The organism is Cohnella endophytica (assembly GCF_003628305.1).
GTDB lineage: Bacteria > Bacillota > Bacilli > Paenibacillales > Paenibacillaceae > Cohnella > Cohnella endophytica.
In genome coordinates, this window is sequence record NZ_RBZM01000008.1 from 290,896 (window position 1) to 304,466 (window position 13,571).

Sequence of the window (13,571 nt, forward strand, 5' to 3'; positions counted from 1 at the left end):
AGGCAATACAAGGAATATACGAAACTAGCGAGGGAGAAATGATAGATGCACGCGATGTGGAAGGGAACCGTTCAAATCGCCAAAATTCAAATTCCGATCAAGTTGTATGCCGCAACGGAGGACAAGGAACTTTCGCTCAAGCAGACGCATTCGCTCTGCGGGGGCGGCGTGTCCCATTTGAAATATTGCCAGCTTTGCGAGAGCAAAATAGAGCAAGAAGACATCCGTAAGGTATACGACTTGGGCGGCGGCAATTACGTGGAGATTACCGAGGAGGAACTGAAGGGCATCACGCCGCAGGCTTCCAAGACGATGATTATCGAGCAGTTCGCGGACGAGACGGAGGTAGAGCGGCTTCGGCTGAAGAAGCACTACTACGTGGGAACCGACGAGGTCGGAGAAGAGGGATTCAGGCTTCTTCATGCATGTCTCGCGCAAGCGCGCAAAATCGGCATCGGATACTTGACGCTCCGCTCCGTCCAAAGTTTGGCCGCGATCTGGCCGCTTGGGGAAGGACTCGTTCTCTCGACGATGCTGTACGAGGACGAGGTCCGCGCCATGGCGCCCGTATACGCTTCTTCGCCCGCTATGTCCGGCAAATCACCCGTACCTGAAGCTCATATGCTCGTGTTTAACAAACTGATCCATGCGATGACGTCGCCGTTCGAAGGCGCTCGTTACGCCAATCATTACGATGCGGCTCTCAGAGCTCTGATCGACGGCAAAATCACGAAGCTCGCGCCGCGGGTCGCCGCGGATTCCGAGCAACCGGCGCTGCAGCGAGGGGCGTCGAACTTGGAGGATCTGCTAGCCTCGTTGACGACGAGCCTCGATTCGGTCAATGGCGGGAACGACGCGTTCACGCAGTCGGACTTTAATCAGACGCACTGAAGAAGGGTAGAGGGGCGGTTAGGCGTAGCGGCAACACTCCTGGTCACCCAACTTGCAGTACGCTGCCAGCGTGCTAAATAAGTGAAATCGTGCGGAATGTTGGCTGCAGTACGCCGACAGCGTGCTACTCCAAACAATCTGCAGAAAATGTAGGTGCACCACACCGGTAAGGGGCTGTCGCCGAGGTCGTAAAAGACCCGAGGGACAGCTTTTTTGGTTTTTCGCGAACATGCGTCAATAATGATTTTCATTCTCAATGAAAATGTAGTACAATTTAAGCAACAATCAGGGGATGAGGAGAGAAAGCAAAATGAACGATCGGGAAATTCTCGATGTGACGATTATCGGAGGCGGTCCGGCGGGATTGTTCTCCGCTTTCTATAGCGGTTTGCGAGAGATGAAGGCCAAGATTATCGAGTTTCAGCCGTTTCTCGGCGGCAAGGTCAACGTCTACCCCGAGAAAATGATCTGGGACGTCGGCGGGCTGACGCCAACGACCGGTGAACGGCTCATCGAGCAATTGATCGCTCAAGGAAAGACATTCGATCCCGAGATCGTGTTGGGAGAGAAGGTAACATCCATCTCCAAAGATTCGGAAGGGATTTTCGTGTTGCATACGTCATCGGGGCGGATGCATTACTCGAAAACCGTCATTCTCGCCGTAGGCGGCGGCATTCTGAAGCCGACAAAGCTGCAACTGGAAGGCGCGGAGAAGTTCGAGGTCGCCAACCTGCACTATACGGTGAAATCTCTGGGACGCTTCAAAGGTAAAACGGTGCTCATCTCGGGCGGCGGCAACGCGGCGATCGATTGGGCGAACGAATTGGAGCCGATCGCGGAGAAAGTGTATTTAACTTATCGGAAGGATGCGCTCAAAGGGCATGAAGCTGAAGTGTCGCGGCTTCTCGCCAGTTCCGTCGTCTGCCTGTTCAATACCGAGATCGATAAGCTGATTGCCGAAAAAGGCCAAGAAGCGATCGAGCGCGTGCTGTTGCGAAACGTCGAAGACGGAGCGCAGGTCGAACTGGCGGTCGACGAAGTCATTATCAATTACGGTTACGAGCGCGATAAAGATTTGTTGGAAAACAGCGAGGTCCAAATCCGGATGAAGAACGAGTGGGGAATCGCAGGTACTCCGATGAGCGAGACGTCGATCGAAGGTATCTACGCGGCGGGGGATATTCTCGCCCATGAAGGCAAGCTGCATCTGATCGCGGGAGCGTTCCAGGACGCGGCCAACGCCGTGAATAAAGCCAAGCAGTATATTACGCCGGAGGCGGAAGCGTATGCGATGGTATCTTCGCATAACGATAGATTCGTCGAACGGAATCGCGAGCTGAAGAAGCAATTGTTCGGGAAATAAGCCGTTACTTACAAAAGGCCGAGCAGGCATGATACCTGCTCGGCCTTTTGCTATAATACAACCAGAACATCGGAAGCAGGTGAACGAACTCCATGCTGGTCATCACGCAAGCCGAAGTAGCTGAATTGTTGCCGATGCAAGCTTGCATCGGGATTATGGAAGAAGTGTTGGCCGATCTGACGAACGGACAAGCCGTTCAGGCTTTGAGAAGCGTCGTCCCCGTACAAGGGGGCAATCTGATGGGATTAATGCCTGCCTACTTGAAGCGGGAGCATAAGGTAGGCGCCAAAGTCATTACCGTTTTCCCCGGTAATCACGCGAAGCATTTGCCTTCGCACCAAGGTTTCGTGTCGTTGTTCGACGCGGAGACCGGGAAACTCGAAGCGATCGTCGACGGAAAGAAGATCACGGCGATCAGAACGGCTGCCGTGAGCGCCGTCGCTACCAAGCTGCTCGCAAAGCCGGAAGCGACGACCCTAGCGATGATCGGGACGGGAGAGCAAGCGCGCAGCCATATCGAGGCGATGCTGCTCGTTCGGCCGATTCGGCGTATCGTCGTCTGGGGTCCGAACGCGGATCGCGCGCGGCAGTTGAAGGTAGAGACGGAAAACCGATACGGAGCCGAGATCGCCATCGAGGTGGCCGCATCGGTTCGCGAAGCCGTCGCAGAGGCGGATATCGTCTGCACGGTAACGGCTTCGACGATACCGATCTTGCAAGGCGATTGGATTCGTCCTGGCACGCATATTAACGCGGTAGGAGCTTGCAGGGCGCCTGACCGGGAACTCGATACGGAGACGGTGAAGTCGGCCCGTCTGTACGTCGACCGCAAGGAATCGGCGGTTAACGAAGCGGGGGACTATCTCATCCCGCTCAGCGAAGGCGCGATTACGGAGCAACACATCGTGGGCGAGATCGGAGAGTTGATCGTCGGGAGCATACCGGGCAGAAGCTCGGAAGACGAGATTACGCTTTTCAAAGCTCTAGGACTCGCAAGCGAAGATCTTGCGGCCGCGAGTTATATTTTGCGCGAAGCCGTTCGCACGGACAGAGGCACTTATATCCCATTTTAGGAGCGGAATCAGATGAACGAAATCGAAGGCTTGTATCCCTTTAACTTAACCCCTGAGCAAGAAGCGCGCGCGCTTCGCCTTCACGAGAGCAGCATCGTGATCGATCTGTTGTTCCAAGGGCCTCTTTCGCCCAAAGCAATTCCCGAAGCTGTCTCGGAACGCATTCGCGAGACTTGCGAGCCCTACTTGGACGACCCGATGACCTATAGCGCGATGCCGGCCAAGATCATCCACGAGATGTCTTCCCGAGGCGAGATCGCCGAATACAAGGAAGAATGGTATCGCTCCGGCATTACCGCCGGTAACCGTCAGCTCGACTTGTCCAGCATGGAAAAAATCATTACGAGCATGGGAGAGGTACAAAGGCAATTCGATGCGAACGAGTGGTTGGTGAAGGCGACCGATGCGGAACAGATTCGCGAAGCCAAGCGCAACGGGCTGAAAGCCGGCATCGTTACCGCGCAGGAGACGGACGGACTCGGCAAGAACCTCGATTTGCTGGACGGACTCTATCAGTTCGGTTTGCGCGTGCTTCAGCTTACTTACAATAACCAGAATTACATCGCGTCCGGATGCGCGGAACTGGCGAACGGAGGCGTAAGCAACTTCGGCGCCAAATTCATTCGCAGAATGAACGAGCTTGGTATCGTCGTAGATACGAGCCACTGCGGCAAACAGACGACTTTGGATGCTTGCAGGCTTTCCTCGCAGCCCGTCATCGCATCCCATACGGGAGTCGAAGCTCTCTATGGCCACATGCGCTGCAAGAGCGACGAGGAATTGAAGGCAATCGCGGCTACGGGAGGCGTAATCGGTGTCTTCGCCATGCCGTGGTTTATCCACGAGGACCCGAACGACACGACGATCGACCACGTTCTCGACCATATCGACTACGTCGTTAGGCTCGTTGGAGCCGAGCACGTAGGAATCGGAACGGATTGGCCGATGAGCGACGTGGAGTGGTCTTTGGTTTACTTCAAGGAGCATATCGCGACGAAGCTAGGCTTCGCCAAAGGGGACGGACCGTCCACCGAAACGGTAAAAGGCTTGGAGAAATATAGTTACTTTATCAATTTCACGCGTGGCTTAGTAGCCAGAGGTTATTCCGACGAAGACGTCGCGCGCATCATGGGCGGCAACTGGTTGCGCGTGTTCGAGCAAGTATGGCGCTAGGGGGAGCTAAAGGATGAGTATCGAACGGGAAACGGGAATGAAGTTTCGTTTCTATTGCGCCGGCGTATACGAGGGGACGATTCGTTTCGACGGCGAGCAAATCATGCATGCCAAGGTAGATTCCAGGCGGAGAACGCAGATGCAGGAGAACGTACTGTCTGCGCAAGCTACTTACGCCATGCCGTTTAAACATATTAAACAATCCCTGCAACATTACGTTTCCTCGGATACTTGGGGCGAGCACTTGTCTGAGATCGTTCTCGGCAATGGCGACCTGTACCGCCGGCATATCCGTTATACGGCCGACATCGACGGCACGGAACGCACATCCCAAGTCTGGGCGAGGGCGAAGGAGACGGCGCTCGACGTCGTGACCTTGGACGGCTCCTTGATCGCCTTCGTGGTGCCGAACCGCTATGGCATGGAGGTTCTCGTGTTCGAAGGATACGAGGAGCTCACTCCGCTTACAGCGTATGACGATCCACGGTTATCGAAACCGGCATACGGCGTTGAGGAGCTGGGTACCGACTTGGTTCCGATGCGCGATGGCATTCGATTGGCGACGGACGTGTACTTGCCGGAAGGCAGGCAGCCGGGTCAAAAACTGCCGACGATCCTCGTTCGAACCTGCTATGACCGAAATCTGCGGAAGGAATCGTTCAAGCGCTGGGCGAACAAAGGTTACGCCGTCGTTAATCAGGATGTCAGGGGACGAGCCGACTCCGAAGGGGAACTCGTGCCTTTCTACTACGAGCGGGACGACAGCTCCGATACGATCGACTGGATCGTCGCTCAAGATTGGTCGGACGGCAAAGTGGGCATGTGGGGCGCGTCTTATCTGGGTTACATCGTTACCGCGGCTTCGACGAGCGGGCACCCGAACCTGAAAGCGGTCGTGAACGAAGTAAACGTGGGCTCGCCGTTCGTGGACACGGTGCGCAAGGGCGGAACCGTCTGCTCCTGGCCTCTGCTCTGCTGGACGCTGGCGCAATCGGTAGGCACGCGCACGGATTTCGATATTTTTGCGGGCAAGACGGTAAGTCCGGAGAAAGCGGTCGACGCCAGGCCGATTCGCGATATCCCCCGGCAAATGATCGGCAAAACCTCCGGGCCATGGGATTTGTGGAGCGAGCATCCGGAATACGACGACTTCTGGAGAAATTGCACGTTTACGGAGAAGGGCGATCAGGTACGCGTCCCGATGTTCGTCATCTCCGGTTGGTACGACGGCGACAGCGCGGGCGTATCCGAAACATGGAGAATGCTCACGAAGCATGACGTCCCCAATCGCAAAATATGGCTAGGCCCTTGGGAGCACGGTCCCAACAGAGCGCGGGAACTGCAAGGCGTAAGCTTCGGCAACGACGCGGTCGTCTACGACTACGACGTGTCGGTGCTCCGGTGGTTCGACCGGTTCCTCAAAGACGTCCGGAATGGAATAGAGCAGGAACCGAGAGCGACGTATTACGTCGTCGGCGCGAACGAATGGCGGACATCGAACGATTGGACGCCGATAGAGGCGAAGATCGAGAGCTTTTATCTCGGAAGCGACGGGTATGCCAACTCCTCCAACGGGAACGGAACTCTAACCATAATTGCGCCGACGGGCGCCGAGTCCGACACGTTCGTCTACAATCCGGAAGATCCCGTCGCGAGCAGCGGAGAACGCGAACCGGAAAATATGCGCAAGCACGAGCTGCGGAGCGATATTCTCGTGTATACGGGGGATCGCCTGCAAGAGGATTTGACGGTGGCGGGCGAGCTGAGCTGCGAGCTGTACGCGTCGAGCACGGCGGTGGATACGGACTGGGTCGTGACGCTTAGCGACGTGGACGAGCAAGGCAACTCGATTCGTTTATCCGACTATATCGTGAGGGCGAAGTATCGGAACGGGCTCGACAAGCCCGAGTTGCTTACGCCCGGCAAGGCGGAGAAATACGAGATTTTCATGCAAAATATCGCCCATAGGTTCCGGAGAGGACACCGAATTCGGTTCACCGTAACGTCGTCGAGCAAATTCGTTTCGTTCCCGAACACGAACACCGGCCTGAATCCGTATGACGATCCGAGTCCGATCGTCGCTCGTCAGACGATCCTTCATTCCGAACGCTATCCAAGTTGCGTCAAGCTTCCGATTATACCGAATTGAACGAAGAGGGATCCTGGGTCATCTTAACCCGAGGATCCCTCTTTATTGTTATAGCTTCTTATTTTGGGAGAAACTCCACCCGCCCGATACGGGCGTGCCCTTGCCGCCTTTGGAATCCGTCGGGAAGTAAGTGAACTTCAAGGAATCGAATTTGAAGAGCAGCGTTTCGTAAGCATTATCGAAGCTAAAGCCGGCAATGAGTATAGAGTCGAGGTCAATCGTCATAATCGGCGTTGCCCCGTCGCCGAGCGGGACGAGCGCGATCTGTCCGCGTTTGATGGCCGTACCCGACAAGGACGCGAGGAAAATCGGGACGGAGGAGGCATCCGATTTTTTGGTGACGACGAATTGGTTAAGATTGGCTTTGCCGCTACCGCTTCCCGCGCCATTCGCGACCGTAATCGCGTTGGTCACGTCGAATTGGACGCCGGACAATAAGATCCAGTTCTCGTAGCCTCGCGCGGTCGACTCGCCGGATATGCCGTCCAGCTTGAGGTAAGCTTTGTAGCCGAGCGGGGGATGCGAATCGGGAGACGTCTTGGAATCGGTTGCCGCCGAAGCTGCTCCCGACATCAGGAGCAAGAGAATAACCGCGATCGCGAATTGTTTTCTAAATCGTCGCATGAACGGACCACCTTCGTCTTAGTAAGGTTTTGTAACATCCTTATTCCCAATAGGAGACTTCTAGAACGAAGCGAAGTCGCATAAAGAGGCGAGAATACCGACAAAGGCAATCAAGCCGAGGGGATTATTGTCCCTTCTCGAATTAATTCCGATAAAATCGATAGGAAATTGTTTAATATCTATTGACAGTCAAAGGGAAGGGTCTTATTATGGGGATAAGTTACAAGGAAATCACCTTAGCGGATACATTAAAGCAGAAATCTACTGGACAGCCAGAGATTCAACGAGAGCGTGCGAGCAATCGCGCCCTCGTTGAGTCTCTTTTTTTATCCGCGCAACCCAATCAGATGCTCACCGAGCGAAAAGGATGGATCACACAATGAAAAAAATCGCAGCTTCGAAGCTTGGCTTGTCCTTTATTATCGCAGCGATAGCTTTTGCCGTTCTGACGTACGCGGCCGTCTCCGCGAATAAGAAGCCGCAGGATGAACAACCTGCGGTCGCGAGCACGGCGAATGAAACCGTATCGAACGAAACCATAGCTCAGACGCAAACGCAAGCAGCGTCGACGACGGTCGAAGAGCAGTCGCAACAATCGACTGGCGACGTTCAAACTCAAGCTCCGGCAGCGGAATCCGCAGCACCGTCGGAGAATCAACCGCAAGCGTCCGCTCCGGCGACAACGGAACAGAAAAAACCAGAAACAGTCGCGGTGGTAGACAAAGCGGAAAAACCGGCTGCGACCCATACAGAAGCGAAAACGACGACTCAATCGAAATCGGCACAATCCGCGCCGGCTGCTAGCACACCGGCGAACAAAGCTCCGGTAACGAAAACACCGGAAACTACATCAGCGCCGAAACAAGAAACGAAAGCTCCTGCGGTAGCGGAAGCTCCTAAGGCCGAAACTCCGGCTCCAACGGCTCCGGTCGCAAGCGAAGAGAAAAAGAAATCGGTGACGTTCACGTCGAAGTCGAGCACTCAGCCGAAGGCTAGCACGCCTGCCGCATCTTCTTCCGGTTCTTCGTCTAGCTCCTCTTCCAACTCCTCCTCCGGTTCTTCGTCTTCCGCGACTGAAGAGGAATGCCCGACATGAGGAAAATCGCAGCTTCGAAGCTTAGCCTATCGTTAATCGTCGCCATGTTAGCGTTCGCTGTATTGACTTACGCGGTCGTATCGGCAAACAAGAAACCCCAGGAAGAACAACCTGCGATTGCGAGCTCGACGAATGAGGTCGTTTCTGCCGAATCCGTCGTGCAGACGGCTTCTACGAAAGTAGAAGGTCAACCGCAACAGACCGAAACCGTAGTTGCAGACGCGCAAATTCAAGCGCCTGCCGCTGAAACCGCGACACCGGCTGAAAGCCAACCGAAAGCATCGGCTCCTTCCGAACAAGAGAACAAGAAACCTGAGCTTGCGCCTGTCGCAGACAAATCGACCGAACAAGTCGCGACAACGAAAGCTCCGGCACAACCTAAAACGGCCGCAACGGCGCCGTCTGCTAGCGCGCCGGCCCCGAAGGTAGCTGCTAACCAAGCTCCGGTAGCCGTGCCTGCCAAGCAAGAACAAAAAGTAGGCGCCATTGCCGAGACGCCTAAATCGGTAGAGCCAGCTCCAACAGCTCCGGCAACAAGCCCTGAGCAGAAGAAGGCCGGCAATTTCGTGACGAAGCCAAGCGTGCAGCCTAAAGCGAACACGCCGGCTCCTGCGTCTTCCAGCTCTTCTTCCTCTAGTTCATCCTCCGGTTCCTCTTCCGGGTCTTCGACTTCTACGTCCGAAGAGGACTGCGCCGTGGATGGCGAAGGTTGCTAAGAAAAAATTGAGCAGCGTTATAACATACTTTTACGAGAAAGCGAGGGGTATCCTTTGAAAACAATATCGAAACCCAAACGATTATTATCGCTGCTATTGGCGGCATTCGTTGCATTGCCGGCGTTCGGCTTAAACAGCGTACAGGCGGCTGACCCGGTAACCCTATCGGCCACGAGCCCCGCTAGCCACTACGACAATTATTTTCAAGACGTTTATCCTAGCTTGAATGACGTTAATTCGCATGTATTCAAGACCGTAACCTATGAGGATCTCGTTACCCTTCTAGGGAGCAAAGGCACGTTCGCGATTCTGATCGGCGGCTCATGGAGCGACGAGACGAATGCCGACATTCGTTACATTAATGAAGTAGCAAAGGCGAACAACGTTCAGACGATCTACAACTTTGATACGAGATTGGATGGAGTTAATCCGGGATTGGATCTAGCGGTGACCCACCCGCCGTTTACGGCAACGGCAGTGAGCGGCAGCAATGCTACGACCAATTATTTCGATTACACGGAATATTACGTCGAACTGGTCAACAAATATTTAACGAATCTTACGACGCTGTCTTCCGTACCCGCTTCCTATCAGAACAAGTCCAAAAAAGTGGTGAATACCAGTACCGGTACAGAGACGACAGCTTCTACCTTAGTAGCAAGCGGCAGCGCAAAAGCGGTACAGTCGCCTTACCTGCTTATCTATAACAAGGATAATGTAGTCAACGGAGTGAGCGCGCCGGTCGTTTCTTACTTGGAGAAACATGGTTCGGGCAACGCTACGGAATACACTTGGGATAGTTATTTCAAGAATAATCCGACTAACGTAACGAATTATAAAGCTCAAGTGCAGGAGGTGTTCAACCAAGCCGCGGCTGCGGGATATGCTCCGAGCAGCTTCAATACGCTGACTAGCTGGGATTTCATCGGTCCGCAATTCAATAGTCACAGAGCCAGCGGGACGATTGAAATTTTCCCTTCGAAAACGGAAAACGGTAAAGTCGTTCCCGATCTTGGAGCAAATAACGTTAACGAGTTAGATTCAACGCTTGTCTTCGAGCATGTGACCTATCACCAACTGACCAAACTGCTGAATACATCGGGCAATTACGCAATCTTGTTCGGTGGCTCCTGGTGCCCTAACACTCAGGCGGAGATCAGGTGGATTAACCGTTATGCGAAGGCGCATAACATCGACAAAATTTATTTCTTCGATACGCGTTTGGATGCCGGCGTAGGCGTAACGATTCGCAATCCTCTTGCAAGCACGCATGATGACGGCACTACGTTACAAACGAGGGACAACGAAACGGCAAATCCGTTGGCGTACTTGTACGGCGATTTGGTTGCCAAGAATTTGAAAAACATTCAGACTACTTATCTCATAACGGGTTCATCCAGTCAGACTGTCACCTATACGGATCCGACCACTAGTTTGTCCAAGAAAGTCAACAAGCTTCAAGTTCCTTATCTTTTCACTTTCAATAAAGACAATAAGGATACTTCCAATTCGGACCCGGCTACGAATGCGGCACCTATCCTAGGGCATGTCGAAATCATGAATGGTTGGGGCAGCACTTATACCGGTACGGGAGCGATAAATTCACAGTATGCGAAATACGAAGCGGCCGTAAATTCGCTTTTCTCTAGATTGGAGGGAGCGTCTCCTTCCGGATTAACCGTAGTCGGGGCGAGCGCGCTTGCTGCCAATGACGGGCAAATCAAAGATATTTCCGGCGGAGGCATTCTGGAATACAGATTGAAGCCGGCAGACAATCAAGTAACGAGCTTTACGAACGTAGCCGGAACCGCGATTACAGGTTTACCTGTAGGAACGTACCAAGTAAGGTATGCAAGCAAGGGCTTCAATACGGGTTACAACCAGAGTACCGGAGCCGGAACGGTAACTTATGCTGCCGCCAACAGCAATTATAAGGAGATAACCATTAAAGTCTTTCAAGCGGCACCGACAGGATTAGCGGGAGTAGGGACCTCCTCGTGGGATCTCAACGACGGGAAAATTACCGGAACCGTGGCTGGATTGGAGTACAAGCTGCTGACGGCCGACAGTTACTCGGACGCGTCTTTATCGGAAATCACGGGTCTGGCTCCGGGGAAATACCAAGTTAGATTCAAAGCCAAAGACGACTACGATGCCAGCCTTCCTACCGAAGTCGTCGTAACGGGCAAACGACCGGCACCTAGTTTGACGGTTGTAGCGCCTACATCGTCGGACAACGCGGATGGAAAAATTACAGGAATCGTGGCAGGCTTGGAATACAAACTTTCTTCGGCAAGCAGCTACGCGGATGCTCCCGTTCCTGCGATTACGGGATTAGCTTCGGGAACCTATCAAGTCAGGTACAAAGCAACAGACGTTTATTCGGTCGGACCCGATGCGGATTTCGTCGTACTGAAATTCCAAGAGGCTCCAATTGGACTGCATGGCGTGAAACCGACCTCGGCCGCCAATAATAACGGTCAAATTACGATCGATCAACAAACGTCGATAGAAGGATTGACTTTTAATTCTTCGAAGGATGCCGATCCGATTGCCGTAACCGACAGAACGATTACCACGCTGCAGCCCGGAACTTACTATTTCTGGTACGCTGCCCAAAACGGGTTTGCCGCTAGCGCGCAGACCGAGGTCATCGTTCCGAGTTATGAAGAGTTGGCTCCGCCGTCCGGACTTAGCGCGGTCGGGACAACAAATCTGGTTAACAATGACGGTCAAATTACGGGCGTAGCTTCCTCGGAATATACTCTTGAAATTAAAAAACAATCGGATTCGGATTATGCGAATGCAAACATCGTCGATGGAGCGATCAAAAACCTAACGCCGGGTGTCTATCTTGTCAGATTCGGCGCCTATAACGGGTTGCTCGCAAGCCAGCCTATTGCTCTTACCGTTCAGGGTCATCAAGCGGCTCCGTCGGGGTTGTCTGGCGTAGCGCCGACTGCGGCGCTTAACGATGGGGAGATTACGGGCGCGAGTAGCGCATTGGAGTACAGGGTCAAGGATACCGGTAATTATCAGGACTCCCCAGGGTCAACCATCACGGGATTAACAGCCGGCAATTATGAAGTCAGGGTTAAACGCTCCGATCTATACCTTGCGAGCGAACCGACGATTATTAACGTTCCGGCCTATGTAGCGCCAGACACTGGCGGAGGCAATACCGGCGGCGGAAATACGGGAGGCGGCAACACGGGCGGAGGCAATACCGGCGGCGGAGGAACGACAACGCCTACGACACCGACGGATAACGGCGGGATCGTGACGACTCCGGGAACCGTAGCGGTTACCGCTCCTTCCAAAACGGACGCAACTACGGGGGATACGCTTGCGACTCTTTCCAAAGAAACGGTTTCGAGTCTCGTAAGCAATGTCAAAAAAACCGAAACCGCGGGCAAATCTTCCGTGGTGGAAGTGAAGGTCGAAACGACGGAACAGACGAAGTCGGCTCAATTGAGCTTGCCGAAATCCGCGTTTAACGATATCGCAACAGGCACGAACGCTGACGTAAAGGTTAACTATGGCAATATCGGAACGATAAGCTTCGACTCTAAGGCGATAAAAACGATTAACTCGTCTGCGGCTACCGAAGACGTAAGCATCATCATCACGAAGAGCGAATTGACGCCTGAAGGCAAAGAAGTGCTGGGCGACCGTCCCGTGTACGACTTCTCGGTGTTCGTTGGCAATGAAAAAGTATCTTCCTTCGGCGGAGGCAAAGCGAGCATCAGCATTCCATACGCGCTGAAAGCCGGAGAATCCCCGGAATCGGTCATCATCTATTATGTCACCGACGAGGGCGAGCTTCAGACGGTACGCGGACATTATAATGCTAGAACCGGCACGGTCGATTTCACTACGACGCATTTCTCTCAATACATCGTCGGTTACAACGCGATCCCTTTCGCCGACGTCTCCGGATCTTCTTGGTACGGAAAAGCCGTTAACTACTTGGCGGCACGGGATATTACGGGCGGCACGGACAGTTCTCATTTCAGCCCTGATGCCGCGCTTACCAGAGGACAATTTATCGTTTTGTTACTGAAGGCTTATGGCATTCAGGCGGCGGATGGCGGAGCTGATAACTTCGCGGACTCAGGCAGCAACAAATATTATACGAATTATCTTGCTGCGGCGAAAAAGCTGGGTATCGCCACGGGAGTCGGCGACAACCGATTCGCGCCTGACAAAGCGATTACGCGCCAAGAGCTGTTCACTTTACTCTATCGTTCGCTGGGGCTGCTTGGCGAACTTCCAACCGAGAAAACGGGAGCGACGGTAGGCGCTTACGGAGATGCGGGCCAAATAGCCGGCTATGCGCAATCGGCTGTCCAAGCGCTGGTGGAAAGCGGAGTCATAACCGGCAGCAACGCGAAGCTGAATCCGAAAGGCGTGACCACGAGAGCGCAAGCGGCTCAAGTTCTCTACAACTTGCTCTCCAAATGATGATAGGCTTGCCGGAAACGGC

The 13,571-nt window shown here is 53.7% G+C and carries 9 protein-coding genes; 8 read left to right on the forward strand and 1 reads right to left on the reverse strand.

Going from position 1 to position 13,571, the window contains the following annotated elements; translation table 11 throughout:
* The first annotated feature begins 45 nt into the window (after positions 1 to 45).
* The 5 genes from ku to D7Z26_RS19480 all read left to right on the forward strand — a co-directional run bounded on the left by ku (position 46) and on the right by D7Z26_RS19480 (position 6,649).
* On the forward strand, positions 46 to 891 hold the full coding sequence (gene ku / locus D7Z26_RS19460) for a non-homologous end joining protein Ku (protein ID WP_120978680.1): 846 nt from the start codon (positions 46 to 48) through the stop codon (positions 889 to 891).
* 310 nt (positions 892 to 1,201) lie between these two features.
* Entirely contained in the window at positions 1,202 to 2,254 is a 1,053-nt protein-coding gene (locus D7Z26_RS19465; protein WP_120978681.1) for an NAD(P)/FAD-dependent oxidoreductase, read from the forward strand.
* Positions 2,255 to 2,346: 92 nt separating this feature from the next.
* Entirely contained in the window at positions 2,347 to 3,327 is a 981-nt protein-coding gene (locus tag D7Z26_RS19470; protein ID WP_120978682.1) for an ornithine cyclodeaminase family protein, read from the forward strand.
* A gap of 12 nt (positions 3,328 to 3,339) precedes the next feature.
* Positions 3,340 to 4,500: a dipeptidase gene (locus D7Z26_RS19475; RefSeq protein ID WP_120978683.1), complete on the forward strand. Its 1,161-nt coding sequence runs from the start codon at positions 3,340 to 3,342 to the stop codon at positions 4,498 to 4,500.
* A gap of 13 nt (positions 4,501 to 4,513) precedes the next feature.
* The gene (locus D7Z26_RS19480) at positions 4,514 to 6,649 is read left to right on the forward strand and encodes a CocE/NonD family hydrolase (protein ID WP_120978684.1); all 2,136 of its coding nucleotides are present in this window, start codon (positions 4,514 to 4,516) and stop codon (positions 6,647 to 6,649) included.
* Between the two features lie 48 nt (positions 6,650 to 6,697).
* On the opposite strand, the gene D7Z26_RS19485 is transcribed toward D7Z26_RS19480, so the two are convergent.
* Complete coding sequence (locus D7Z26_RS19485; RefSeq protein WP_120978685.1) at positions 6,698 to 7,273, reverse strand: Hcp family type VI secretion system effector; 576 nt, start codon at positions 7,271 to 7,273, stop codon at positions 6,698 to 6,700.
* 379 nt (positions 7,274 to 7,652) lie between these two features.
* Between D7Z26_RS19485 and D7Z26_RS19490 the strand changes: the two genes are divergently transcribed.
* From D7Z26_RS19490 to D7Z26_RS19500, 3 genes are read left to right on the forward strand one after another with little or no spacing between them, the layout of a single operon-like run.
* Positions 7,653 to 8,369 carry a hypothetical protein gene (locus D7Z26_RS19490; protein ID WP_120978686.1) on the forward strand — a complete coding sequence of 239 codons (717 nt, stop codon included), beginning with the start codon at positions 7,653 to 7,655 and terminating at the stop codon, positions 8,367 to 8,369.
* Positions 8,366 to 9,085, forward strand: a complete 720-nt coding sequence (locus tag D7Z26_RS19495; protein WP_120978687.1) for a hypothetical protein — start codon at positions 8,366 to 8,368, stop codon at positions 9,083 to 9,085. Before D7Z26_RS19490 ends, D7Z26_RS19495 begins: the two co-directional genes overlap by 4 nt.
* A gap of 54 nt (positions 9,086 to 9,139) precedes the next feature.
* On the forward strand, positions 9,140 to 13,549 hold the full coding sequence (locus tag D7Z26_RS19500; RefSeq protein ID WP_120978688.1) for an S-layer homology domain-containing protein: 4,410 nt from the start codon (positions 9,140 to 9,142) through the stop codon (positions 13,547 to 13,549).
* Positions 13,550 to 13,571 lie beyond the last annotated feature (22 nt).

What these genes read in the sequence shown, in the direction of transcription:
- ku (WP_120978680.1), top strand. Translation starts at nt 46, where the DNA reads ATGCACGCGATGTGGAAGGGAACCGTTCAAATCGCCAAAATTCAAATT.
- D7Z26_RS19465 (WP_120978681.1), top strand. Translation starts at nt 1,202, where the DNA reads ATGAACGATCGGGAAATTCTCGATGTGACGATTATCGGAGGCGGTCCG.
- D7Z26_RS19470 (WP_120978682.1), top strand. Translation starts at nt 2,347, where the DNA reads ATGCTGGTCATCACGCAAGCCGAAGTAGCTGAATTGTTGCCGATGCAA.
- D7Z26_RS19475 (WP_120978683.1), top strand. Translation starts at nt 3,340, where the DNA reads ATGAACGAAATCGAAGGCTTGTATCCCTTTAACTTAACCCCTGAGCAA.
- D7Z26_RS19480 (WP_120978684.1), top strand. Translation starts at nt 4,514, where the DNA reads ATGAGTATCGAACGGGAAACGGGAATGAAGTTTCGTTTCTATTGCGCC.
- D7Z26_RS19485 (WP_120978685.1), bottom strand. Translation starts at nt 7,273, where the DNA reads ATGCGACGATTTAGAAAACAATTCGCGATCGCGGTTATTCTCTTGCTC.
- D7Z26_RS19490 (WP_120978686.1), top strand. Translation starts at nt 7,653, where the DNA reads ATGAAAAAAATCGCAGCTTCGAAGCTTGGCTTGTCCTTTATTATCGCA.
- D7Z26_RS19495 (WP_120978687.1), top strand. Translation starts at nt 8,366, where the DNA reads ATGAGGAAAATCGCAGCTTCGAAGCTTAGCCTATCGTTAATCGTCGCC.